Origin of the sequence: Embleya sp. AB8, assembly GCF_049739465.1 — a bacterium.
Lineage (GTDB): Bacteria > Actinomycetota > Actinomycetes > Streptomycetales > Streptomycetaceae > Embleya.
Genome location: NZ_JBMHHY010000002.1, coordinates 101074 through 125305 on the forward strand (window position 1 = coordinate 101074; position 24232 = coordinate 125305).

Consider the following 24232-nt stretch of genomic DNA (forward strand, 5'->3'; position numbering starts at 1 on the left):
GCTCGGGCGCATGGTCGGCGGCGCTCCGGGTGATCCGGACCGGCCTCGCCGGTGTTCACTCGCGTGCGTAATCGGCGATGCGCGGGTTGTTCAGGGTGGCCGGCGGTACGTCCATCCGGGCCTCCTGCGGCGGGAAGCGGCCAGCGAGGGCGAGCCGGCCGGCGGCCAGGAACGGGACGACCGCCGGATCCGGCGCGTCGTCGGCGGCCCGCAGCACGTTCCCGGGGGTGGGCGCGGCGAGCAGGAAGCCCCGGCCGGCCGGGCCCGGCACGGTGATCCGGTACGGCACGGTCCACAGGCCCGCGGCCCGCAGGCCGGCATCCACGCACCAGAACGCGCGCGGGTGCGCGTCGGGGGCCGGGGCGCGCACCACCAGGCGGCCGGCCGGGCGCAGCACGCTCCGGGTCATGCCGTAGAACTCCTGGGTGTACAACCGCGCGGCGGCGCCGACGGTGGGCCCGGGCAGGTCGGCCACCACCACGTCGAAGCGCTCGGCGGTGCCGCGTACCCAGCCGAAGGCGTCCGCGCCGACCACCCGCACCCGGGGGTCGGCGAACGCGTCGCCGGCGAGCGCGCGCAGCGCCGGGTCGGTACGCGCGGGGGTGGTCTCGCCGACGGCCGCCACCACGAGCACCACCTCGCGCACCGCCGGGTAGCGCAGCACCTCACGCAGGGCCAGTCCGTCGCCGCCGCCGAGCACGAGCACCCGCTCGTGCCGCCCGGCCATCGCGGGGTGCACCAGGGCCTGCGCGGTCTCGCTCGCGCCGGCGGCCGACACGCGCCGCTCGCCGGACACGTACAACTCGGGGCCGGTGTCGGTGTGGGTGACCACCACGTCGCCGTGCGCGGACACCACGTCGCCGGTGTAGAGCGCGTCGCGGGCGGCCCGTTCGAACGCGGGGCTGTAGAGCCAGGTGCCGGTGAGCAGGGCGAGCACCGCGCCCACCGCCGCGTAGAGGGCCGGCCGCAGTCGGGTGGGCAGATCGGCGCGGAAGAGCCACAGCACCACCAGCGCGCCGGCGATCGCGTTGACCATGCCGGCGAGCAGCACGGTGCGCAGTTGACCGAGGTGCGGCAGCAGGAGGAACGGGAAGAGCAGGCCGCCGATCAGCGCGCCCACGTAGTCGGCGGCGAACAGGTCGGCCACCGCGCTGCCCGCGTCCTGTGGCCGGATCCGCTGGACCAGGGTCATCAGCAGCGGGATCTCGGCGCCGATCAGCAGCCCGAGCACGCCCGCCACCGCGATCATCGGCCAGCGGTAGACGTCGTACCAGGCGAACCCGGCGTAGAGCGCGGTCGCGCACAACCCGCCGCACGCGGCGAGCAGCAGTTCGGCGACCAGGAACGCTGCGGCGGCGTGGCGGGCCAGCGGCTTGGCGGCGAGCGCGCCGACGCCCATCGCGAAGACCATCACCGACAGCACGATCGAGGTCTCCACGACCGGATCGCCGCCCAGCGTCCCGCCGAGCGCGGCCAACGCCAGCTCGTAGACCAGCCCGCAGGCCGCGCACACGAGCACCGCGAACAACAACACGCCCCGCGCCGCACCCGCGCCGAGGCCTGCCCGCCGGGGCGGGGCCGCCGACGCGCGCACCAGGGTGACGGCGCGCGGCGCGGAGGAACTCACGCCGAGCAGGGTAGGCGCGCCACGGCCGGGGGAGGTCGGACGCGCCGAGGGTTCACCCGATCCGACTACGCGAGCGCGGGGCTCGGGCGTGTCTTCAAGCCCTCGGGCGTGGGCCGGCGTGCTGCGCGCCCGAGTTCGGGTGCGGCCGGTCGTCACATCGCGCGGCTCCGGGTGTTCACGATGCGGCGCTCCTGGGGGTAGGTGTGCCACGTGGACCAGACCGCGCCGGTGCCGCAGGGATCCACGACCATCGCGGTGACCGCGTGCGGGAGGCCCGGATACTCGCCGATCAGTCCGTGTTCGTGGCCGGTGGCCAGGGCGACGATCTCCCGGACCCGGGCCACGAAGGCGCCGGCGCCCAGTTGTTGGGTCAGCGCGGTGAACTCGTATTCCCACCGGCCGAGCCGGGTCGCCGCGCGGGCGGGCAGCGGGGTGGCCGCGCCCGGTACGCAGGCGACGGTCTCCGACACCGGGTCTCCTCCGCCGCGCGCGGCCGTGATCAGCATCTGGTGCGAGGCGCCTAGGAGTCGCAAATCCAGCTTCAGTCCGCCGAGTTCGACGGCGCGTGCGGCCAACGCGGGAAGCGGCGGCAGGCCCAGGCACCAGCCGAGGGCGTCCGCGCGGGTGTCGGTATACGAGGTGGTGAGTGTGGCGTGCATTCTCGCGCTCATCTGTCCGGGCAACGGGGAAGACCCACACGGGAGGCTCCCGGGGGTGACAATCGGCTGCAAACCAGGGGACATGACTCACGGTAGGGGCCCGAAGGCACACCGTCGTCACCCGTAAAGGTGAAAGCCGTTCACACGAACGGGTGAAGGGCACCCTGTGAGCCGCCCGGGCCCGCACGCGAGGATGGGCACCCAGAGCCGAACCCGCGAAGGAGCCGTACGGATGACCCGACCCCTGTTGGCCCGACACCTGGACGGCCTCGGCACCACGATCTTCGCCGAGATGTCCGCCCTCGCCCGCAGCACCGGCGCGATCAACCTCGGCCAGGGTTTCCCCGACACCGACGGCCCCGCCGAGGTGCTCGAAGCCGCGGTCGCCGCGATGCGCGACGGCGCGAATCAGTACCCGCCGGGCGACGGCATCCCCGACCTACGCCTGGCCGTGGCCGAGCACCGGCAGCGCTTCTACGGCCAGACCTTCGACCCGGACGGCGAGGTACTGATCACCACCGGCGCCACCGAGGCGATCGCCGCGGCTCTCCTGGCGCTGCTCGAACCCGGCGACGAGGTGATCGCGCTCGAACCGTTCTACGACTCGTACGCGGCGTGCATCGCGATGGCCGGTGCGCGCCGGGTCGGCGTCACGCTGCGCCCCCCGTACTTCCGCCCGGACCTCGACGAACTGCGCGCGGCGGTCACCGAGCGCACCCGGGTGATCATGCTCAACACCCCGCACAACCCGACCGGCACCGTGCTCACCCGCGCCGAGCTGGAGGCGATCGCGGCGGTCGCGATCGAGCACGACCTGATCGTGGTCACCGACGAGGTGTACGAACACCTGGTCTACGCCGGCGAGCACATCCCGATCGCCACGCTGCCTGGCATGCGCGAGCGCACGGTCACCATCTCGTCGGCGGGCAAGACGTTCTCGTTCACCGGCTGGAAGATCGGCTGGGTGTGCGCGCCGCGCGAGCTGATCGCGGCCGTGCGCACCACCAAGCAGTTCCTGACCTACACCTCGGGCGCCCCGTTCCAGCCCGCCATCGCCCACGCGCTACGCCTGCCGGACGCCTACTTCACCGACCTGCGCGACGACCTGCGCGCCAAGCGCGACCTGCTCGGCGGCGGCCTGCGGGCGGCCGGCCTGACCGTCTACGAGCCGCAGGGCACCTACTTCACCACTACCGACATCACCCCACTCGGCTACACCGACGGCCTGGACTTCTGCCGCCGACTGCCCGAACTGCGCGGGGTGGTGGCCATCCCGGAGGTGGTCTTCTTCGACAACGTCGAAGTGGGCCGCCCGCTGGTCCGCTTCGCCTTCTGCAAGCGCACGGAGGTGTTGCAGGAGGCCGCCAAGCGCCTGGCGGCGACGGGGTGACCGGGGCCGTGGCCGGCCTTGAGCGGCTCGCGACCTGCTCGGCGGCCGGACCGGTCACCTACTGCTGGCACGACCGACGTGAACTCCGGCCGGTCCGAACGCCTGCCGACCAGCCGGAGCTCACCCGGGTCCACCGCGCACCTCGGCTTCACCGAGGACGTCGGCGTCGAGCGGGCGCAGCGCCGCCCTGAGTTGGTCGGGGTCGGCATTGATGCGGGCCGTGGCGCGCCAGGAAACGACCGCGCGATGCACGGCCTCCCCCGTCCCCGACTCGGCGGCGTCGGACACCAGTGCGTCGAGCAGCTCGACGGTGAACGCTCGGACCTCGTCCGCGTCCGGATGCCGCGCCCACGGGAACACCTCGGGCAGCGCGAGCGGGAGCGACTTCGCCCTGTCGTCGTACTTCATCGGAGCAACCGCCTAACGGCCGGCGTGTGTGTGGGAGCCGGGTCGGCCCCCACACACACGAGTGTTCCGTCGCTACGCCTCGTCGTCGGCGGCCGGCTTTTCCTCCGGGCCGTACTGCTCGGTGATCCAGTTGGCGAACGAGATGCACGTGCTGATCCACGCGCGCGTGGTGAACACGAAGAGTTCGCGGTTGATGCCGGGCTCGCAGTCGAGCTGGGCCTCGCCGATCAGGCGCAGCTGGGCCTCGTGCTCGTGGGTGTAGACCTTGGGCCAGAAGAACTGGCGGTGCCACTCGTCGAGCAGCTCCAGCATCCGCGGCTTGTCGGCGGGGTCGAACGCACGGTCCAGGAACATCCGGACCGTGAAGATCTCGTGCTTGTCGCCGCGCAGCATGAAATAGACGCGGAAGCCATCCCAGGGCGCACAGATGTCGCCCTCGTCATCGGTGAAATGGTTCACCTGAAGTTCGTCGAGGACCTGATTGATCAGGTCCGCCGACGGCTTGACCACCGGGGCGGCCGGAACGAAGGTCGACCTCGGAAGCGAGGACGGGTCGATGCTCATGAAGGATCCTCTCCAGACGTAATCGACGCCATCCTCTCTCATTCGGCCCAGCCGGGTGGGCCGCGCCGGCGCTCTCACTCGTACTCGGTGCCGCCCTTGCGGGTCAGGTATGCCTCGGAAACGATCTTGCCGATCGCCCGCCCGCCGACCACGTCGCTGTACCGCTCGCGCGCGGGCCGGACCACGATCCCCTCGCGCAGGTGCGCAGTCGTCCCGGAGACCGTCTCCCGCCCCTCGGCCAGGGCCAACAGCGCGGCCTCGGCGTAGGCCCCGGCGTAGAGGGTGGGCACCACGGGTAGTCCGGTGGCCAGGTCGCCCAGCAGCTCGGCCAGTTCCTCGGCGGGCACGTGCCGCACCGCGCCGGACTCGTCGGCGAGCGCGACGTCGAACACCGCGTAGCCGGGCAGCTCCGACCGGCCCTGTGCGCCGTAGGCCAGGTCCTGTACGCCCTGCCCGAACACCTCGCCGAACACCCCGACCCGGGCCGCACCGAACCGCGCGGCCAACTCGGCGGCGGCGATGGGCACTTGGTGGGCGAGCACGGTGCGCCAGTAGAGGTTCTGCTCGTCCCGGACCAGCGCCTGCGACCTGGCGCCGAAGCCCTTCGAGGACACGAAGCTCTCGCCGGTGGCGGCCACGTAGGTGTAGAGGCAGGCGGTCCCGTGGATCTTCTCGGTGGCCACCACCGGCTCGCCGGCCGTGAACAGCTCCGGGTAGCGCCGTACGTTCTCGATCTCGACCCAGGGCAGGAGATCGGCGGCGGCCACGATGTCGCCGCTCATGTGCACCGGGATGGGCGGCACCCACTTGACGATGCCCAGCAGTTCGGCGAAGTCCTCGTCGTCGGCGAGCGCGGTCTCCAGGTCGAGGTCCAGGTCGGCGAGCGCGGCCGGGCGGCACACGAGGCCCTGGGACAACTCGCCGCGCAGCCGGATCGCCCGGACCCGGTTCTTCGCCGACCCGGCCAGCCGCCCGGTGAGCCCGAGTTCCTCGATCAGCGGGTCCGGGAGCACGGCCTGCTCCGGGATGTAGAGGGCCACGTCACCGGTGACGTAGGCGCCTTTGGCCACCACGGCCCGGTAGAGCCCGACCTGGGCCAGTTCCAGCGCGTCGGCGTTCGGGTGCGGGTGCACCACCAATCGCTCGACCGTGACCTTGAGTGTGGACATGGGTCGCCCCTTCCCCGTTTCCCCGTTGGTTGTTGCCCGTCGCCCGTTGTGCGTTGTGCGTTGTCCGTGGGCTCCGGACTCCACGGTCGCGCGTACCCGGGCCGGGTCGCCAACGAATTACCGGCGGCCCGGGACGGCATGGGATGCGGGTGAACACGGTTCGCCCCGCGCCGCCGGAACAGTGTGGGTGGTCACCAGGACGGCGCTCGTCGGGTGGCCGTGAACGTAGACGTTGCTGGTCAGTTCGCTGATTACCTCGGCAACGTCGTCCTCGTGGGCGCCGGCAACGCTGTGGCCCGCACCTCCGCCGATTCCCGTCGGCTTCGCTCCTGGAAGAAATCGAAAACGGTCAGGCATCGAGAATTTGCCGTGCGCGGGCGCGCAGGGGTTGTTCCAGGTCGAGGTTGTCGCCGCGTGTGGTGGTCTGGAGGAGCTGGGTGATGACGGCGAGTTCGGAGAATCGGCCTGCGGGGGTGTTCAGGACGTGCGCGAGTTCGCTCCGGATTCGGGCCGCGACGTCCGGTACGAGGAGGCTGTAGGTGTGGAGCATCGCGGCGTCGTAGCCGGCCGGGGCGGTGCCCCAGCCTTCCCAGTCCAGGATGGCGAGCCGGGGTGCGGTCAGGTTGGCCCAGTGCAGGTCGCCGTGGGCGGTGCTCCAGGCGGGGACGGTCGTGTCGATCGGGCGTCCGAGGTATTCGGGCATGGCGCGGTCGACGTATGCCTGGCGCAGGGCGATGCGGTCGGTGGTCACGGGGGCGATGTGGTCGAGTGCCCGGCGCAGGTCGTGCCACCACGTGTCGTCGAGTCCGGGGTCTTCGCGGAGTACGGGGCCGGCGGTGGTGATCGGGCGGGCCGTGACGCGGTCGTGGAGTTCGGCTCGGAAGGCGTGGTCGCCGTCGGCCCAGTCCTCGACGCCGCGCAATCGGGGCCTCGGTGCGGAGTCCGGGATAGCTTTCTCGGCGTCCTCCGGCCCGAGCCACAACCGGCCGCCCGCCTTGTCGGCAGGTGCACGGACGAGTCGCAGCCACCCGAGGCCGTGATCACCGGCGACGGGCCCGCTGAGGGTCCTGCCGCGCCATCCCCACACTTCGGTGCCGTCGTCGGGAACGACCGTGAGAGCGGTTGCGGAACGCCGGTAGGCATCGCGCATCAAGGCGACTTCGCGCGGGTCGTCAGGCGGCGAAAACATCGCTGATCCTTCGGAGTCGACTCGGTTCGAGCGGCGGACGCGCACAGGCTCTCATGGCGTCGCTCCAGTGTTTCGGGTCGCTGCTGGAGAGCAGGACACGACACACTCCCGGCGCGGATGCCGGCACGATCAGGGCGGCCTGCGCGGCCGTCAGTCCGTCGCCGACGAGTTCGACGGCCTCGGGTGTGAGCATCACGGGCAGCTCGCCTCCGTGCAGTGGGGCCGATGCGAAGACCTCGACGCCCGCTGCGAGGGCGTCTCGAAGCACGCCGCCGCCCGCCATTGCGGCGACGACCGGTTCGAGGTGGACCAGGGAAACGGGGAGTTGCACCGCCCGCAGGTGGTGCCCCTCACCGGCCACGGTCCACGCCATGGACAACAGTGTCTCGACATCGAACCGGCCGGTGGAGAAGCCGGTCCAGGTCGCGATGCCGTAGCCGCCGATCGCGCCCTCGGCAGCCGCTTCTTCGAGGGCTTCGATCGCCGACAGCAGCCGCGCGGCTCGGGCCTCGCGACTGCCCTCCGAGGCGTGTTCGGGATTGTGGAGGAATACGACGTCGGGTCGTCGCCCGAGTTCGGAGCGGCTGCGGTGGATCTGCCAACGTACGAACTCGGGCGCCAGGCTGTGCCGGGTGCCCGCTTCGCGTCGGTTCAGGACTCCTGCGGCGAGTGCCTCGGCGGCGACCTCCCGGGTCATGAAGCCGACCTTCGTGGACACCCGGATTCGGGGGTGCGCCGCAAGGATCGGCGCCAGAGCGCGCTCGGCCGTCCCGGCCCCGTAGTTCGGCGCTGTGTCGATCCACTCCACCCCGGCCGCCACCGCGACCTTCGCCGCGAGCGCCACATCGCGGCAGCGATAGGTACCCAACGCGAGCGTGGCCGTCATGTGGTCACCGTCCCGACGTGCGCGACCTGGCCGGCCACCAGCTCGGTGACCACGGCGGCGGCCTGTTCGACCCGCACCCCCGACGCCTGGGCGAGCTCGCCGAGCCGATAGGAACGGCCGTCCAGGAGAAGGGCGAGCATCGCGTGCACCTGCGCAGCGAAGATCCACTCCTCGCCCCCTGCCGTAAGTACGACTTGGCCGTCGGGGTCACGGGTCACCGATGCCCGTGAGACGAGCAGTCTCACCGGCAGCCCGGGCGACGCAGGCACGCCGTCGACATAGGGAAGCGAAGGGGCCTGTCGGGGCTGTTCGGTCGCGTCCCGGAACTCGGCGTATCGATCGACCACACCCTCGGTTTCGAGCTCGGTCGTGATGAGCTTGAGCAAGCTTTCGGCGAAGTCCTGCTTCTGTCGTGCCGTTCCGAGCCGCGGCACGTCGGCGCGTACCGCCTGGTGGGTGCGCAGGGTGTCGGCGAGCCAGCCGATCAGGTCGGCGCCGGTCGTGCTTTGCAGGCCGAAGGTCAGGTGCAGGGACCCCCCGCCATTCTCGGCGGCGACGGCGTGCCACCAGCCGCGCGGCACGTACAGCGTGTCGCCAGGGGTGAGTACAAGGTCCGCGATCGGTTCGTCGGGTAGCGGTTCGGGGGCTTCGACGTCGCGGTGCATCGGCGCGACACGGGTAGGACCGTACAGGCGCCACCGCTTGGTGCCGTCGACCTGGACGACAACGACGTCGTGGTCGTCCCAGTGGGTTCCGAAGCCTTCGTTCGCGGTCCACGACGCGTACAGGTTGGCCTGCACCGCAGTGCGAAAGTCGCGTTCCAGCTGGGCGGCGAGGTCGCCGATGCGGGCGTGGAGTTCGTCGGCGGCGTCCAGGACGAGGGTGGCCCCGGCGGCCAACTGCTCGTGCAGGGCCGCTGGTTGTTCGTGATCTGGTAGACCACGATCACGCTGCGGCACGTCGCTTCGCGCCGGTCCTTGTGGTACGTGGGTGTCGAGCCGCACCCGTAGGGATCCTGGGCGATGCGGGCCATGCCTTCGTCGAGATCACGTAGTTGCGCCGTTGTCAGGTTCCGGCGGGCCCTCTCGCAGGCGGGACTGTACGTGACCGAGTACGACATTCCGATCCTCCCCCATGATCGTCATTGCGTCTGCCTCTTCATGGATCCCTTGAACCCAGTCGTGCGCCTGCCGGATGGCCTCGTCAATTTCGGGGCGTGTCCGCCGCGACCACTGGTTCAGAACCAAGAGCATGTCCCGTGCGGGCGTGTCCTCGATGGCCCTGGTGAACTCGTCGCGTTGGTCTTCCGGAAGCGCGTCGCGGATGCCCGCGATCGTGGCCGGAATCTCGATCAACTCGTCCTTGATCCATGTCCGGAACGTGCGCCCGTCCGGTTCCGGCCCGTCCCGGCGCTCGTTCTCGTCGGTGTGCTCGTCCATAGGCTTCCCTCAATGTGCGTCATGGCCCGGCTACAGCCAGTGTGCTGCCGAGAGGGCGGTGCGGTGAAGTAACTTGCCCCTGGGGCTACTTCACGTCCCAGCCCTACATCACACACGACCAACGATTCACCGGCGGCCGGGGACACGACGGAACGCACGAGGACGCGGGGAGTGTTCGTCGCCCGCCGCCCGGACGCGGCCGGCCCCGGCGCCAAGATGCCCAGCTCGGCCGCGAACAGCCGGACGGGGCAACGTAGTTACCAACCTTGGTACGCCGCATCAGCGGCACATGCCTGGGCACCGAGGGCCGTTCGGGACCAGCTCTCTCCCGCCGGAGAGGCCGCAGACGCGAAAGGACGCCCGCAAAGGGGACCATCGCCTACTTCGCGCGTCGGATCAGTCGCGCTTGAGCTCGGAAAGCAGTGCGGTCCAAGCCGCAGCGCCGAAACTCTGGATGGGGCCGTTCGTCAACTTGCTGTCGCGCACTCCCGTCTGTGTGGCGTGGGTGACATGGGCGACCTGCACACACTCCCCTCCCCCGTTGGAGTAGGACGAGGTCCGCCATATCGCCCGAGTCGGGACCGACGCGGAGCGCGGATGGACGTTCTCAATCACTGTTCAGCTCTCCTGACACATGTTCGATGAGCGCGATGCGGGAATGGCCTCGATCGTCTTGGTGAACTCGTCGCGTTGGTCTTCCGGTAGCACTTCACGTATGCCCGCGGTCGTGGCCGGCGTCTCGATCGTTTCGCCGCCGCCCACGAACGGAACGTCAGCCCGTCGTGCCCGTCGACCTCGCGCTCGTGCTCGTCGTGGTGCTCGTTCATAGGCTTGCCTCGGTGTGCGTCATGACTCGGCTACAGCCAGTGTGTTGCCGAGAGGGCGGTGCGGTGAAGTAGCGCGCTTCCCTGGCGCTACTTCACGTCCCTGCGCCTACGTCACGCCACCAATGATTCACCAGCGGCCGGGGACAGGATGGGACACATCAGGACACAGGCGGTTCGCCGCGCACGCCCAGGACGGACAACCTCGACAGCACTACGCCCCGCAGCCCTCCGGACAGGGCACACGGGGCGTTTGGTGGCGCGTCAGGCGTTCAGGGACGCCGTGAGGGCGGCCCAGGAAGCCGCCGGCACGAGGAGGTGACCAACACGCAAGTCCTTGCTGTCTCGGACAGGGACAACACCCGGGACGCCGTTGGCTACCTCCACGCAGTTCGCATCACCCCCGTTGCTGTAGCTGCTCTTGCGCCAGGTCGCGGCGCTCAGGGTGGGGCGTTGGTTCATGATGTGCTTTCCTCCATGACCTGCTCGATGAAGCTCACAGACTCGTTCGGAGAGAGCGCCGAGTCTCGTACTCGATCGTAGGACAATCGGTGTTGCGCGACCTCGGTCGGATCTTCAATAACGGCACCTGACTTGCTGCCTTCGAGGTAGGCAACAGCGGTTCCGTCCGGCATCCACAACAGCGACAGAGAGCCGCCCATCAAGTCGTGTGACCCGGCTGCGAAGGGGAGCAACTGAACAACGATGTTCGGGCTTTGCGCGGCCTCGACGATGTGCCCCAGTTGTGCCCGCCACACCTTCACGTCCGCGACCGGTCGCCTGATTGCCGCCTCGTCCAAGATGACCCGCACACTCGGCGGGGGATCGCGATGCAGCAGGTCTTGCCTGGCCAGGCGCTCCGCGACCTGCGTCTCCAACTCGTCCACAGTCGCCATCGGTTGGGATGACAGGACGGTCCTGGCGTACGCCTCCGTCTGTATCAGGCCGGGAATCGCCACCATGTACTTGTGCATGATCGCGGCTTGGGCTTCCCACGCCATGAACTCCTTGTAGCGCTCCCTGGATGCCTCCTTCCGGGCGCGCTTCCACAGCCACACCAGCAGCCCGCCCGTCTTGTACACGTCGTCCAGCGCCTTCATGACCGGTCGCTCGGACAGGCGTTCCCCGGTTTCGAGACGGTGTAGGTACGAGCGGTCGTATCTGGTGTCCTCCGCCAACTGGGCAAGTGACTTGCCGCTCGCGTCACGCAGTCGGCTTAGCTGACTTGCCAGCACATCACGGGCGGAATCGTCGTCTGCAACGTCGCGCTCGACCATGCCAAGTCCCCTTGTTGTCTGGCGCTGGGGCCACAGCGCCCGTCTGTTGATCGTAGTCCGGCGGCGTCACGCTTAGAACACGGAAAGCAACAACCTGTGAGAGGTACGGCCATGCCCCCCAACGCCACACCGAAGACGTATCCCACCGACCCGATCGACTGGACCAAGGCCGACGTGACCCGCTTCTGGGCCGACCACGCCAACAAACAGGTTCGTGATCGATTGTCCGGCCGCGTAGGCAAGTTCGTGGACGTAATCGGCTCTCAGGGCTATGTCAAGCTAACGAACGGCCTTGAGTTCCAGACCCGTTGCGGCTTCCTCGAAGTGTTGGACGACGAGGCTGACTTCGCCACCCACACGAAGTGACCACCTACCACGAGGGTGACTGGGTAGAGCCGGTGGACGAGGCGCATCGCGCGGTGCGGCACCCCGGCCGAGTCCTCATGGCCCAGCCCATGCCGACCGGTCAGCGGCTCACGGTCCAGCCGTTCGATGGTGGCGAGATGTGGGTCATGCCGTCGGACAGGGTGCGCCCGGCCGTGCCCTCGGCGGACCGGCCTGCCTGCTGTCCTTCCGTACTGCCGTGGGTCGTTGGCCGCTGTCAGCGGTGCGCGGCGCCAACGTCCCTGGCATGCCCGGTCGGGTGCAGATCACGAATCAGGCGGGCAGCCCGGCGAAGCACCGGCACCGGCGTCGTGCCGGTCGAACCGCTCGCCAACTGAGCCCTGTTCGAACCGCCGGGACGCGTGGAGCGGCTCCCTCGCGCGTCCCGGCCGCCTACGCCAATTGATATCGATGCCCGGGAAGGCATGTACATGGACATGGATACGAATGACGACGACCTCTTCGTCGTAGGGCAATGGGTCGCCCGCGCCCGAATGGTGAACCCCTGCTACGGACACGTCGCGGCGATCGACCACACGCCCGACGTCGACGGCCGACCGCACCGCGAGGGGCCGCTGATCACGGTGTCGACCAGGTCCGAGCCGTACACCGTGCGCGCGATCCGCCTGCGGCACCTGGACGGCGAGGAGCAGCGCAGGGTGGAGCGGTCGATCGCCCATCACGAGGAAGCGGCCCGTCTTCGGGCGGCGGCGGTGGAGGCCGAGGCGGGGTCGCAGCGTGCTGACGTACAGCAATGACCGATGGCCCAGGATCGGGTTCCGGAACCGGTCCCGGTTCGCGGGCGGGGCCATCTCCTGGCGGTCCACCGGATCGGCTCCCGTCGCGGTCACCATGGTGACGCTCCCCCTCCCCGACAGGCACACGGTGATCGACCCGGCGTACGCCCGCTCCCTCGCCTACACCACCTTCGTGGCGGAAACGGACACCGACGTCCTCCCCCTGATCCGGGGAGCGGACTGGCTGCTGAGCTCCGCCCGATGGCACCTGGCCGGGCTCGGCTGGCATGCGTACCTGGAGGATCACGCCCGGCTCCTCCCGGTCGCATCGCGCGGACCCGCCGAGTGGCCGGCGTCGGAGAGCCTGACGGGCGCGGAGTCCGTGGCGAGAGCATGGCCCGACCGGCACACCACCTCCCCGCTCGACTGGCGCGGGGTGGACGTGGCAGTCGACCCGCAGCAGGTAGGGGGAACATGGGGCGGGACGGCGGAGGCGAATGGCCTCGTCCTGCCTCCGCTACGAACGGCCACCCGGCACGGCCGCCGGGCCACCACCCCACTCACGCGCGCGGCCACAGCCTCGATCTCGCAAGCACTCGGAGCCGCATTGATCGGCGCCGCCGCACTCGGCCAAATCACCTGGGAGCCACCGCTACACCTGGCGGAACTGCTGCGGGTGATGGTCGGCGGTGCGACCACCTTTCCCCTGATCGCATTCGAGGGCACCGGGTAGCCGGTCCGCCACAAGCCGCAGGCCGCAGGCTGGCACCACCTCACCTCGGCGTCGGGGCCTGCCCGGCAACGACCATACCGCCGTGGGTCGTTGGTCGAGACCGGCGGTACGTCGTCGCAGTCCCCTCTCCGTCCTCCTATGGTCCGGTCGGCAGAGAGGCGATTCGGCACATCGGCGTGCCGAACAGGGCGGCTACCCTCCGGCACCGGTAGCCGCCCACCCCCATCGCACTGGCCGGCCCCGGCCACCCACCGACCGACCGGACGAAAGGACGGAAAGGCATGGCCGACTACGCCGAGTGGAAGACGTTCCACCCCCGAAACGCCGCGACACCACCCCCCAGAGCAGCGGCAGTAGCCGTACGCGACTTCGAGCCGTCGGCCGACGAGGAGCCCGAAGTCCGGTTCAGACGCGGGCAATACGTGACCGGGCGCCACCGGTCGGTGCGCACTGTCACGGCGGAGGACGGGCCGATCCACCAACACGTACCCCGCTGCCTCGTCGTGCAAGTGATCGAGCACCCATCCGGCGTCTACTACCGAGTGCGCGGTTGGTGGGTAGTCCCGTTCGACTACCTCGTGCCCGGCGATCAGCTCAGGTTGCACACGAATCAGGCGAAGAGGGTTGAGGCGTGTTGGTGAGCATCGGCGGGGTTGGGCGTCGGTCAGGCACGCGAAAAAGGACATGCGGCGCGGGTGTCCGCCCGAGGCATTCGTGAGCGTGGACTCGCCGGCCGGCCGGGCCCGAGCTCGGTCGGTCAGGGTGGGGAGGTCCTCGAACAACCGCAGCCCGTCAAGACAGTAGCGGCGGTCTTCAGCGCGCCGGTCAGGGTGGCGAGGGCGTCCAGGATCCGGAGGGGTGGGCCACCGATCCCGGCCTGGTTGACCAGGTTGTCGAGTGCGGTGACGTGCTCTGGGTTGAGGGTCGCGCGGCAGGTGGGCACGGCGAGGGCTGCCTGTGCGGCATAGGCATCGGAGGTTTCGAGGATCTGGCGGGCGAGGTGCATCCACAGGTGGGCCATTCGGTTCGGCCCGGCTCCGAGGTCGTCCGCGATGTGGGCGAGGCGGACGCGGAGCAGCGTAGTTTCACCCTGCTCTTCGGCCGTACCGGCCGTGACGGCCGAGAGCCGGGCGACGAGATCGGTGAGTTCGGCGTGGTGCGGGCGCTCCGCTGCTGCGTTGACGATGGCGCGTAGCGCAGCGGCGACCGGTTCGTCGTGCTCGACGCGGTCGGTGTTGTCGAGAACCGAGAGGGCGCCGGTGTGGTCGCCTGCGGTGACGAGAGCAATGATCCGTGTCTGCCTTGCCGCGTGCAGGCGTTCGGGCGTGGGGTCATGGATGGCAGCGTGTGCGGCGGTGCGGGTCCAGTCCCCGGTGCCGGCCAGGGCTCGGGTGCCGTCTCGGAGCAGGACGGCCCGGTACCAGGAGCGGACCGGTTCGATGTCGTGCGGGGCGGTGAGTCCTCCCAGGGTGATCGTGGTGTCGTGGATCGCCCGGGCACCGTCGTGCTCCAGGGCGTGCTCGATGTCGGTGAGTACGCGATACATGACCTCGGGACGGTTGCCGCGTCCGTGGAGGCGCGCGAGGTTGATCAGTGGTTGAAGGGCTGCGATGGCGGCTCGCGCGGGCAACGGCCAGGCGGTCCACAGCAGTTCGAACTGTTGGCGGGACAGGTCTGCGGCCAGGCCGGGGAGGCCGCCGTCCGCGGCGATGAGGGCGGTGAGGTTCCAGGCGCTGCAGGCCCAGTCGATGCGTTCATCCGGGTCGTCGGATGTGGTGGCGGCGTGTGCGTAGTCGCGGACGGTTTGCATGCGCTCCGGCAGCGGTGGGCAGCTCGGGCGGGCGGGTGGCAGCAGGGGGAAGTGGCTTGTGGCGTGGTCGACGTCGATGTTCGAGGCCGGCCGTCGTGGTGGGCTCTTGCGCCGGGTGGGTGAGGATTCGGCCAGCGCCGGTGGGCCGAGGATGGTGTGCCGGGCGGCGTAGGCGAGGAGGATTTGTTGGCGGGTGGAGAGTCCGGCCCGGTTCCAGTGGAAGATCACGTGGTAAGCGAGGATCGATCTCAGTCCGCGTTGCAGACGGCCACTGCGGGCGAGGCGGGCCAAGGCTTCCCCACAGGCGTGGAATGCCTGGGCTTGGCTGCGAGCGGCGGCCAGGGGGCGCCGGTTGCCAAAGGCGTTGCCGTCGGGGGCGGGGTCGGTGCGCAGGATCGTTCGTACCGCCGCGATGACGGTATCGAGGCGTGCGGGCGCGGTGTCGGGGGGCAGTGGCCGGTCGTGGGTGACCTTGGCCCAGACGTCGCCAATCTCGTACGGCTCCAATCGGGCTCCGTGGAGGAGAGCGCCGCAGCACAGCATCGATAGCTCGCGTGGACCGAGCGGCAGGTCGGGGACGGGGCGCAGGATGGCCTGGCTGTCTGCGGCGAAGAGGGTGTGTGCGGCGGCCATGGCTTCGGGGCCGCCGAACGCCGTGGTCTCGGGTTCGTAGTGGCCGGTGGACCAACCGCGAAGGTTTCCCTCGTGGGTGAGGCCGTCGAGGGCTTGCGCCAGCCGGGTGTGCTGCCGGGCCTGGTCGTACCGTGCACCGAGTTGCAGCCGGACTCGCCAGTGGGGGTGTTTGCGAATGAACCACCATGTGCCGCCGGGAGTGGTCGCGGTCTCCAGCACGGGAAGCAGGCACGTCGCGGCGGTCGTCCTGGCCGATTCCCAGTCGGCGAAGTGGAGTTGGACCTGGAGCCAGTCGGGTGTGTCGGTGGGGTCGGCGTTCAGGTCAGGAGCAGGCATGCGTCCCATCCGGAGGCGGGTGGCCGGTCGGTGAGGTCCAGGGTCGTGGTGTGGAGGGCGAGGAGGGTTCCGGCGTCGCCCTCCAGGAAGCCTGGTCCGTGGTCGTGGGGTCGACTCGCGAGCCTGCGGAGTCGGTGGGCCGCCGCAGGGAGGAGGGCGGCGAGGTCGGGGTTGCGGGCGTCGCGGGCCGCGTGCCAGGCGGTTTGGTGGAGTCCGGCGGCGCCGTGGCACAGGCCGGCGTCGGTGACAAGGGCTTGTTGGGTGGGGTCGGCGAGGCAGGCGGCGAGGGCGTTCTCGTAGGTGCTTCGGGCGTGTGTGTCGGCGATGGCGATGGCGGCGAGTTGTCCGGCGCGGGCGATGCCGGGGGTGCCGTAGCACCAACTGGGCCGACCGGGCGCGGTCTGGGAAGGTCGCCCGGCGGTGAGTTCGGAACGGCCGATCCACTGTGGCCACCAGGCGCCGTTCGGTCCGTCCTGTCGCCAGGTGTCGAGGAATTCGAGGATGGTGGCGATGGCTTCGGCTTGGCCGTCGACCGCGATTCCGTTGCGGGCGGCGAGTGCGAGCAGGGCGAGCGGGCCGGTGATGCCGTGGGCCATGCCGAAGTTCGCGTGCCCGCCGGGGAATTGCGGCGACTGTAGGCGGTGCGGGTCGTGCCCCGTCCACCAGCCGGGCAGCGAGGGTTCGTCGATTCGGCTGGGGCGGGTGAGAGCGACGACCACGGTGAGGACATGTTCCATGGCGCCGCCGTGGGGATCCAGACGTAGCAGCAGCGCGCCGATCCCGGTGAGGCCGAAGAAGACGTCGTACTCGCGGAAGGCGGTCGGTCGGCCGGCGGCGATCCGGGCCTGGGCGGCCTGGGCACGCCCGTGGGCGAGGTGGCCGAGTGCGGCGTGGGCGTCGGCAAGTGCGCGTGGTTGGCGGCCGGTGGCATGGAGGACGAACGCGATCGCCGGCAGCCCCTGGAACAGGCCGGTGTCCGGACCACAGCCGACCGGTGCCGCGCATGCCTGCTCGATCCATCGGTGGGCGTGGCGCCACGGGTCAGCGCCGTTGAGCGCGCGTTCGACGTGAGCGAGCGCAATCCCGATGTCGCCGCCGGCGAGGGAGTGTGCCCGCCACGGCGGCTCTGCGGAGGACGTGCCGGGTCGGGGAAGACGCGCCAGGCAGGCGTCTACGGCCGGCCGTAGCGGTGGTGTGGTCGGCGCTTTGGTCATCGGCGCTTCGGTCATTGGGGCTTCGCGTGGAGGTCACGGAGCGCGCAAGTCCGGGCCAGTCGCAGGGTGGTTTGTTCGTTCTCGGAGCCGCAGGTGCGGCGGTGATGGTTGTGCAGGAGCACAGTCAGCACCGACATCGGGTCCCGCTCGACCTCAAGGGTCCTCCGGTAGGCATCGAGGTCTCGGGCTCGTTGTCGCCAAGCCTCGATCACCGCGCCGCCGTCCGGGAGTTCGGTGACGGCGCCACGAATGCGGGTGGGGTCCGTCAGCCGCAGGGTGTGGTCCCGCAGGGTGGTGTCGAGTCCGCCTCGGGTGCGGGGCAGTTCGTCCACGAGGATGCGTGCCGCTCGGTCGGGTGCGCCGGCGAACGCGATGCCCAGGTCGACCATGCTCGCGGCGGTCAGTGCGAGCAGCGGGATGCCGGTGCGCGTGGTGAGGTCGATCTGGGCGAGTGCTGCCCGGGAGTCGGACGCGAAGACCGTGTGTGCGGCGTGCAGCGCGGGCCCGTACCCGTACTGACCGGGGCGGGGGCGAAACGTGTCCATGCTCAAGGCGTTCGCCAGGTCGTGTTCGACGAGGTCGGACGTCCACGCGGCCAGCCACGTGCTCACGGTGCCGTGGTCGTCGCCGGAGGGCAGGTTGAAGTGGAGGCGGAGGTGGCAGGTGCGGTCGGGGTAGCGCAGGTCGTCGTGCCGCTGGAACCACCACAGCGGTGCCGTGGGAAAGGCGTTCAGCAGTCGGGGCACGTGCTCGATCAGGATTTCGTCCCAGCGGTCCGGATGGGCCGACAGCCGCGCGGACAAGACCGTTGACCTCTCGGGCGATCGGGTGCCCGCTTGCGGGAAGGTCGGACGTGGAGAAGCCGTGGTGTGCGGCGTGGACAGCGTCAGGGGCAGGAGGATCTGATGCGCGCGGCCGAACCAGCGGTCGTCGGTGGTGTTCTCGCGTAGTTCGAGCCGGCGGGCACGATTGAGCCGAGTCCGCAGGATGTGCCGGTGCAGGGGCAAGTCCAGGTCCAGCGGCAGGCTTCGATCGTGCTCGACGAGGGCGACCCGTACGGGCACCGCCCAACGCCGCTGCCATTCCGCCAGGGCCTTCTCCCACACGTCCGCGGAGGCCGACGGAGCAGGCAACGCGCCGGCGGGCAGGAGCCAACGGGCGGCGGCCAGGATCGTGCGGCGGTATCGCACGCGAGGCAGACGCGGCAGGCGGGAAGCCGCCCCGAAGTCGAAGGCGGTGTACAACGTTCCGCGCGCCGTGGAAATCTCCGAGAGAAATCGGGCCAGAGGTGGAATGTGGGTGGTGGCTTCGAGCGCGTGTGCGACGCGGATTTCGACGCGCCGCCCGGATGGTGTGTGCAGGAGATGAAACCGGTCCGCATCGGCCGACACGGCGATTTCGCGTACCGAGATCGGCCGGGGCGCCTCGCCATCGTGGGCCGGTGGGTGCTCGGCGAGCGAGATGAGATGTCCCAACAGCGGAGTGCCCGCAGCGAGGGATGCGTTGCGGCGAAGACGGGGTGGGAAGGACAGTTGGGCGGCGATCGTGTCCGGGTCGACCGCCCGGTAGGTCGCGGCAAGTTGGGCTCGGGAGGTTTCCGGCAGCAGGTGCGCGTGCCGGCCGATCATGCTGCTGCCGGTGCGGGGTGTTCCGGCGATGGAAAGCGTGAACCGCCCTCGGTCGATGTCCTCGGTCGATGCGGCGTGGATGTGCAGACCGATCTCGGCGCGGTCGGGCCAGGACGGCAATGCATCTCGATCGTCGGTCAGTTCGTCGACCAGGGCGTCGGTCAGTACGAGTTCGTCGCCTGCGACGAGTGCGCCTTGGACCAGCGCGAGCAGTCTCTCGTCACGCGCGGTCCACACCCGCAGCGGCCTGCGTCGCCCCGAGCCGAGATACCCGGCCGGGTAGCCGGGCCCGGCGTCCGAGACGACATCCAGGACGGGTATGGCCGACCCGGTGCCGTACTGGGCGACGAACCGCGCGTGGTGGTCGCGCCAGGACGCGGTCCCCAGGGGGTAGGGGGACAGGCGGCACAGAACTGCGGCGGCCTTTGCAGCCTCCTCCGCCACCTGGACCGGAAGACCGAGGTGAGCGTCCAGGACCGTGTCGCGCGTCAGTGGGATCGGCTCGGTGCTGTGCGGGGCGACGACCGAGGTAGTGCGTGGGAACGCTCGCGGGGTGCGGAGTTCGCCATGCAGGGATGTCAGTGCGTGGGTGAGCTCGGCTGCGGCTGGGATGTCGTGGGCGGCGACGTCGCGGAGAACCGCACAGACATGGCCCAGCGCGTCGGCCGTGGCCATCGGGGGGTGCAGGGCGCTCATCAGGAAGTGCTGCGCGACGAGGCCGGTCAGCATGGCGCGGATCCGCTCGGCAGGCGCCGTCGGGAAGGCGCCGGTGAGGGCCTTCACGAGATCCGCGAACGTCACGGGGGCCTGCGCAGCCTCCATCGCGACGCGTGCGGGTCGTCCGGCGCGCACGGACACCTCGACGGCGGCCGTCCCCGCATCGGTGCCGGCTCCGGCCGGCGGAGCGGGGACGACGAGGCGAGTGCCGCGATGCACGACAGCCGGATTCGCCGCCACGGTCAGGCGTTCCATCAATTCCGAACAGGTGTGGAGCCGGTCGACCAGGTCGCCCAGCCACTCGGGGTCCGGGCGGTGGACAATGCGATGGTCATCTCCCCAGCGGATCTCCGTGGTGGGTGCACGGTGCACGGGACCGACGCCGGCGAACAGGGCGAACGGGGTCGCCCGGTGCTGCCAGCGCAGTAGATAGCGGCTGGTGCCGGCGACCAGGCGGAGAATCCGGCGCCCATCGGCATCGCCCGGGTCGAGGGCGTCCAGGGCATCGAGGAGACCCGGGCTTGCGGCGGCGAACGCGGCCCGAAACCCGAGGGTCTTGCCGCAAGTCCGTGAGCCAGAGCAAAGCCCGCCGGGGCATGTCCGGATCGGCCGGGTCCAGGTCACCCGGCGCGACGAGGGACTCTGGGGCAGTGGTGGCGCGCAGAAGCCCGATCCCGGGCCAATGGTAGGTCGGACGCGAAGCGGACATCGGTGGCCTCCGAATCCGGCCGGGACCCGGGCGCCCCGCACCGGTGATCGGTGGAGAGCGCCCGGTGTGCGGCGGTCAGGAAAGGGCGTTCATCGACGATGTGCACGAACTGGCGTTTCCGGCACAGGTGTTGCCGCAGCCGTCGTCGGTCGGGCAATCCGTCCCGGCGAGCGGCGCGAGGGTCACCAGGACCCGGACGTCGAGCAGGAACTCGTCTGCGTCGTGCCCGTCGGGCCCCACATCCCGGTGATCGGTGGGCAGCGGCGGGTCGGCGAGGGCCAGGCCACCGAGCGGGTGGTCGTCGTACGTCATCAGGGATTCTCCTTCGCTGTCGTGGGTGAGACGTTCCGGCCTCGGCCGGCGTCCGTCGGCCGAGGCCAGGAGATCGAGACCAGGACGTGTCGCTTGCGGATGACCCGTCCGTCCGGGTCCGCCGGGGCGGGGGTCGAGGCCGGGAGCACCCGGTAGTGCGCGCCGGGCCCGCCCCGGTGGCTATGGCTCCACACGCGCAACTGCCCGGCGATCCGCTCGGCGAGTTCGCGCGCGCGGGGTCCGTGGGCTCGAACGCCGAACTCCACGCACTGGGCGACGTCGGGAGCGGTGCGGGTGACGATGTAGGCGAGGTTGCCGCCGTCGACGACGGCCATCGCGGAGGTGCGCATGCCCGGCAGGGTCACCTTGCCGGGCCGCTCGGGATCGATGGACAGCCAACAGAACCCGGGTTGGGTCGTGGCCAGCCACATCTGGACGGTGTCGAGGAGCTCCTGGGTGCCGATCACGGCGCCGCTCCACACCTCGACCGGGTCCGTGTCCACAGCGGTCTGCAACGCTTCGGGTCGCAGCGGGTCGTACTCGTCGTCGAACCGCAGACGCACACCGCCGCCGTCCAGGACCACGAGTCGGGCCTGGTGCCCGCCCTCACCCCGCATCGGCACGAAGCCGAACAGCTTCGACGCGACGCTCGTCAGACCACCGGAGACCTCGGGATCCTTGGTGAACACGATCGTGCGGGAGAGGCCGAGCATCCGCAGCGGCACGACCAACAGTCCGTCGTCGGCGAGTTGTCCGACCCATGCGGGCGGGATGTCCCAACTGCCCACCGTCACCAGGATCCGGTCGTACGGCGCCCCGTCGGGCACCCCGGTCGCTGCGTCCGCGAGCACGACCCGCACCCGTGCGGCGTAACCGTTGTCCGCCAACAGACGCTCGGCCCGATCGGTGACCCAGGGGTCGATGTCGACCGTCGTCACCCGACCATTGGAACCCACCAGTTCCGCGAGCAGGGCCGCGTTGTAGCCGCCCGAGCCGATCTCCAACACGTTCATGCCCGATTCGATGCGGGCCCGGGCGAGCATGAAGGACTGGACGTGCATGTCGGACACGGAACTGACCGCGTTGTCGTCCTCGTCGCGCTTGGTCACCACGGCCGTGTAGGGGTCCCAGGCGGCCTGGGGGTCCGCCTCGGGAATGAACCGATGCCGTGGCACCGCGCGAAACGCCGCCTCCACCTGCGGCGAGGTGATGGTCCCGGCGGAGCGCAACTCCGCGATGGCGGCATCGCGCAAGGCGTCGACATCCATGTGCTCGGCGGTCGTACCGGTCACTGAGAGTCCTTGTCGTCGGCGTATCGGGGAGGGATGTGCGCGCGTCGCCATCGCCCGTCCCATGGCGAACCCTCCGACGGGCCAGGCTTATTGGCCGCCTCGGGGATCCCCGGACTCGGGGGCACGACGTCAGTGGTGTGACTCCGAAAACGGCCCGTCGCCGATGCCGCGGTCGGTACCGTTGTCGGACGTCACGGAGACAGGACTACGCCCCCCGCCGCCAAGCGGTCCAGAAAGTTCACACGGATTCACACTCGTGCGAGCAGCCCCAGCCCGGAACGAGAGCGCGCGGCTCCGTGTCCACCTCCGTACAGCGAGACCTGCCTTCGGTTGAGGAGCGTGCGATGAGCCACGAACCCGGACCCGAACACCCGTCCGACACCGATCAACCCCCGCCGGCCGCACCGATCTTCGTCGGCAGCGACGACAAATCACCCGCCAACAAGTGCCCCGCCGTCCTGGTGATCCCCGGCACCGGCGACCTGCTCCAGGTCGGCCGCAGGGTCACCGATCCCGGCGCGCTCGCCGCGATCGCCGAGCACACCGCGATCGCGGACGACGAGGTCGCGATCTGGACCCCGGCGAACCTGCGCCCCGCGCTCCTCGAAGCCCTCACCGGCCCCGAGGACACCGACCGACATGGCCCCGGCGAACCACCCTTCGAAGACCTCTTGGCCGCCACCACCCGATCCGTCGTGCACTTGGAGGCCCGAGACACCTACGACACCGACGACCCCGCGTTCCACAAATGGCAACAGGACGGCGACACCTCCTACGAGTGGGACGCCTGGATCGACCTGGTCGGGGCCGCCGTCGAGCGCGGGGTACGGTTCCGGCGGCTGCGGATCGTCTCGGAACCGGTCAGCGACTACATCCGGTGGGAACACGCCATCAGCCACGGCAACATCAAGGCCGGCGAGGAACTGCGGTGGCTGCCCCGCCACTTGGCATTCGAGCTGCCCCACCCCGTCGCGGACTTCTTCATGTGGGACCAGCGACTCGTCGCCTACAACTTCACCGACGGGCGCGGCATCGACACCGGCCGCATGGAGTACGTCGCCGATCCCCGGCGCGTCCTGCCCGTGGTCGGCATGTTCGAGATGTTGTGGGAACGCGGCATCCCCCACGCGGACTACACCCCGACCTGACCCCCTGCCAGACGATCCAGCGCGCCACGAACCAGCGCGACCGCGGCCGTGCCGGTCACCGCCAACGACCACAACCGGTCCCACAAATCCGTGTACAGGGCAACCTCCTCCGGCCGGGTCACCGACAGATATCCCGACACCAACTCGACCGTCACCAGGTGCTCGTCGGTGATGTCGAACGCCTCCTCCGGGTGCACACCACGCCGATCGGCCCCGGCCGGAATGATCCCCAGGAATACGTTCGGCCGCCGCCGCAGCTCCAACAGGTGCAACAGCTGCCGCCGATGCAACTCCCGTGCGTACGGCCGATATGACAGGACCGGTTCCTCCAGCAGGAAGTACCAGCACGCGTCCGCCCGCGCCAACAGCCGCTGACGGTCCATCCGCTCCGCCACGGCCGCCTCGACCTCGAACTCCGGCGCGGTACTCACGATCCGCTGTTCGACAAGCACCCCGGTCAACGCCGCCCTGGTGTACTCCCGCGTCTGCAGCATCCCCGGCATCACCTTGGGCTGATACGAACGCGCCAGACGAAGCTCCTCGTACAAGCGACGGATCGACTTCTGCGCCGCCGCCAGCCCTCCCTCGTTCAACTGCCCGTACGAAACCCACATCCCCGCCACCGCGGCCTGCTCGGCAAGCAACTCCCGGCGCAATGTGTCGTCGGCCCCACACGCCGAACACCACAACTCCACATGGCGCGCCGTGATCGTCCGCCGCCCCTTCTCGATCATCGACACCGGCGAGGCCGTCCGCCACCCGACCCGCTCCGCAAACGCCCGACCGGAAAGACCACTTCCCTCCCGCAGCACCCGCAGCCGACCACCCAACAGCTCACGAGCCGCCCGGGCCGACGACGACGGAGAAGACGCCATGATCCGCCATCATGCCGCCAACGCCCGGCTCAGGTCGGCGCGCCCCTTGGCGCTACTTCACGTCCCTGCCCTACGTCACCCACGGCCAACGATTCACCGGCGGCCGGGGACACGATGGAACGCACGAAGACGCGGGCGGTTCGTCGCGCACCTTCGGGACGAGGCCGGCCCCGGCGGCAAGAACCAGATCGCGCCCCCGAAGTGACCACCTACCGCAAGGGTGACTGCGTAGAGCCGTCCGCGTGCTCAGACGGCGTGAACGCGTACGACCG

General features: G+C 70.2%; 25 protein-coding genes. 6 read left to right on the forward strand and 19 right to left on the reverse strand.

What is annotated here, in order from left to right; genetic code table 11:
- Positions 1-55 precede the first annotated feature (55 nt).
- The gene (locus ABIA38_RS03390) at positions 56-1627 is read right to left on the reverse strand and encodes a polyamine aminopropyltransferase (protein WP_424636864.1); all 1572 of its coding nucleotides are present in this window, start codon (positions 1625-1627) and stop codon (positions 56-58) included.
- A gap of 152 nt (positions 1628-1779) precedes the next feature.
- The gene (locus ABIA38_RS03395; RefSeq protein ID WP_424636865.1) at positions 1780-2286 is read right to left on the reverse strand and encodes a DUF2617 family protein; all 507 of its coding nucleotides are present in this window, start codon (positions 2284-2286) and stop codon (positions 1780-1782) included.
- Between the two features lie 232 nt (positions 2287-2518).
- Between ABIA38_RS03395 and ABIA38_RS03400 the strand changes: the two genes are divergently transcribed.
- Positions 2519-3676, forward strand: a complete 1158-nt coding sequence (locus ABIA38_RS03400; RefSeq protein ID WP_424636866.1) for a pyridoxal phosphate-dependent aminotransferase — start codon at positions 2519-2521, stop codon at positions 3674-3676.
- A gap of 120 nt (positions 3677-3796) precedes the next feature.
- Here ABIA38_RS03400 and ABIA38_RS03405 read toward each other — a convergent pair whose 3' ends face one another.
- From ABIA38_RS03405 to ABIA38_RS03455, 11 genes are all read right to left on the reverse strand, one after another.
- Entirely contained in the window at positions 3797-4084 is a 288-nt protein-coding gene (locus ABIA38_RS03405; protein ID WP_424636867.1) for a prevent-host-death family protein, read from the reverse strand.
- A 72-nt stretch (positions 4085-4156) separates the two neighbouring features.
- On the reverse strand, positions 4157-4648 hold the full coding sequence (locus tag ABIA38_RS03410; protein WP_424636868.1) for a YbjN domain-containing protein: 492 nt from the start codon (positions 4646-4648) through the stop codon (positions 4157-4159).
- 74 nt (positions 4649-4722) lie between these two features.
- On the reverse strand, positions 4723-5817 hold the full coding sequence (locus ABIA38_RS03415) for an RNA ligase (ATP) (protein ID WP_424636869.1): 1095 nt from the start codon (positions 5815-5817) through the stop codon (positions 4723-4725).
- A gap of 349 nt (positions 5818-6166) precedes the next feature.
- Positions 6167-7006: a hypothetical protein gene (locus ABIA38_RS03420; RefSeq protein WP_424636870.1), complete on the reverse strand. Its 840-nt coding sequence runs from the start codon at positions 7004-7006 to the stop codon at positions 6167-6169.
- Positions 6990-7892 (reverse strand): aldo/keto reductase, encoded by a 903-nt coding sequence (locus ABIA38_RS03425; protein WP_424636871.1) that lies wholly within the window; start codon positions 7890-7892, stop codon positions 6990-6992. Before ABIA38_RS03425 ends, ABIA38_RS03420 begins: the two co-directional genes overlap by 17 nt.
- Positions 7889-8791: a JmjC domain-containing protein gene (locus tag ABIA38_RS03430; protein WP_424636872.1), complete on the reverse strand. Its 903-nt coding sequence runs from the start codon at positions 8789-8791 to the stop codon at positions 7889-7891. Before ABIA38_RS03430 ends, ABIA38_RS03425 begins: the two co-directional genes overlap by 4 nt.
- Before the next feature lie 147 nt (positions 8792-8938).
- Complete coding sequence (locus tag ABIA38_RS03435) at positions 8939-9331, reverse strand: hypothetical protein (RefSeq protein ID WP_424636873.1); 393 nt, start codon at positions 9329-9331, stop codon at positions 8939-8941.
- A 396-nt stretch (positions 9332-9727) separates the two neighbouring features.
- The gene (locus ABIA38_RS03440) at positions 9728-9946 is read right to left on the reverse strand and encodes a DUF397 domain-containing protein (protein WP_424636874.1); all 219 of its coding nucleotides are present in this window, start codon (positions 9944-9946) and stop codon (positions 9728-9730) included.
- A 3-nt stretch (positions 9947-9949) separates the two neighbouring features.
- A complete protein-coding gene (locus tag ABIA38_RS03445) occupies positions 9950-10093 on the reverse strand; it encodes a hypothetical protein (protein WP_424636875.1) in 144 nt (47 codons plus the stop codon).
- 326 nt (positions 10094-10419) lie between these two features.
- Entirely contained in the window at positions 10420-10617 is a 198-nt protein-coding gene (locus tag ABIA38_RS03450; protein ID WP_424636876.1) for a DUF397 domain-containing protein, read from the reverse strand.
- Positions 10614-11432, reverse strand: a complete 819-nt coding sequence (locus ABIA38_RS03455; protein WP_424636877.1) for a helix-turn-helix domain-containing protein — start codon at positions 11430-11432, stop codon at positions 10614-10616. The genes ABIA38_RS03450 and ABIA38_RS03455 overlap by 4 nt, the downstream gene beginning before the upstream one ends.
- A 111-nt stretch (positions 11433-11543) precedes the next feature.
- Here ABIA38_RS03455 and ABIA38_RS03460 point away from each other — a divergent pair, with 111 nt between their 5' ends.
- The 4 genes from ABIA38_RS03460 (at position 11544) to ABIA38_RS03475 (ending at position 13927) form a co-directional block, all read left to right on the forward strand.
- On the forward strand, positions 11544-11798 hold the full coding sequence (locus ABIA38_RS03460) for a hypothetical protein (RefSeq protein ID WP_424636878.1): 255 nt from the start codon (positions 11544-11546) through the stop codon (positions 11796-11798).
- Between the two features lie 455 nt (positions 11799-12253).
- Positions 12254-12574 (forward strand): hypothetical protein, encoded by a 321-nt coding sequence (locus tag ABIA38_RS03465; RefSeq protein ID WP_424636879.1) that lies wholly within the window; start codon positions 12254-12256, stop codon positions 12572-12574.
- A gap of 94 nt (positions 12575-12668) precedes the next feature.
- Positions 12669-13286 (forward strand): hypothetical protein, encoded by a 618-nt coding sequence (locus ABIA38_RS03470; protein WP_424636880.1) that lies wholly within the window; start codon positions 12669-12671, stop codon positions 13284-13286.
- Between the two features lie 281 nt (positions 13287-13567).
- Positions 13568-13927: a hypothetical protein gene (locus ABIA38_RS03475; RefSeq protein WP_424636881.1), complete on the forward strand. Its 360-nt coding sequence runs from the start codon at positions 13568-13570 to the stop codon at positions 13925-13927.
- Positions 13928-14043: 116 nt separating this feature from the next.
- On the opposite strand, the gene ABIA38_RS03480 is transcribed toward ABIA38_RS03475, so the two are convergent.
- The 5 genes from ABIA38_RS03480 to fxlM all read right to left on the reverse strand — a co-directional run bounded on the left by ABIA38_RS03480 (position 14044) and on the right by fxlM (position 21937).
- Positions 14044-16065 carry a thiopeptide-type bacteriocin biosynthesis protein gene (locus tag ABIA38_RS03480; protein WP_424636882.1) on the reverse strand — a complete coding sequence of 674 codons (2022 nt, stop codon included), beginning with the start codon at positions 16063-16065 and terminating at the stop codon, positions 14044-14046.
- The gene (locus ABIA38_RS03485; RefSeq protein ID WP_424636883.1) at positions 16047-17279 is read right to left on the reverse strand and encodes a lanthionine synthetase C family protein; all 1233 of its coding nucleotides are present in this window, start codon (positions 17277-17279) and stop codon (positions 16047-16049) included. The genes ABIA38_RS03480 and ABIA38_RS03485 overlap by 19 nt, the downstream gene beginning before the upstream one ends.
- Before the next feature lie 11 nt (positions 17280-17290).
- Positions 17291-20248 carry a lantibiotic dehydratase gene (locus tag ABIA38_RS03490; RefSeq protein ID WP_424636884.1) on the reverse strand — a complete coding sequence of 986 codons (2958 nt, stop codon included), beginning with the start codon at positions 20246-20248 and terminating at the stop codon, positions 17291-17293.
- A 160-nt stretch (positions 20249-20408) separates the two neighbouring features.
- On the reverse strand, positions 20409-20645 hold the full coding sequence (locus ABIA38_RS03495; RefSeq protein ID WP_424636885.1) for an FxLD family lanthipeptide: 237 nt from the start codon (positions 20643-20645) through the stop codon (positions 20409-20411).
- Entirely contained in the window at positions 20645-21937 is a 1293-nt protein-coding gene (gene fxlM, locus ABIA38_RS03500; protein ID WP_424636886.1) for a methyltransferase, FxLD system, read from the reverse strand. Before fxlM ends, ABIA38_RS03495 begins: the two co-directional genes overlap by 1 nt.
- 344 nt (positions 21938-22281) lie before the next feature.
- Here fxlM and ABIA38_RS03505 point away from each other — a divergent pair, with 344 nt between their 5' ends.
- A complete protein-coding gene (locus tag ABIA38_RS03505; protein WP_424636887.1) occupies positions 22282-23085 on the forward strand; it encodes a DUF6879 family protein in 804 nt (267 codons plus the stop codon).
- On the opposite strand, the gene ABIA38_RS03510 is transcribed toward ABIA38_RS03505, so the two are convergent.
- On the reverse strand, positions 23070-23960 hold the full coding sequence (locus ABIA38_RS03510; protein WP_424636888.1) for a Scr1 family TA system antitoxin-like transcriptional regulator: 891 nt from the start codon (positions 23958-23960) through the stop codon (positions 23070-23072). The two genes, ABIA38_RS03505 and ABIA38_RS03510, sit on opposite strands and share 16 nt — an antisense overlap.
- Positions 23961-24232 lie beyond the last annotated feature (272 nt).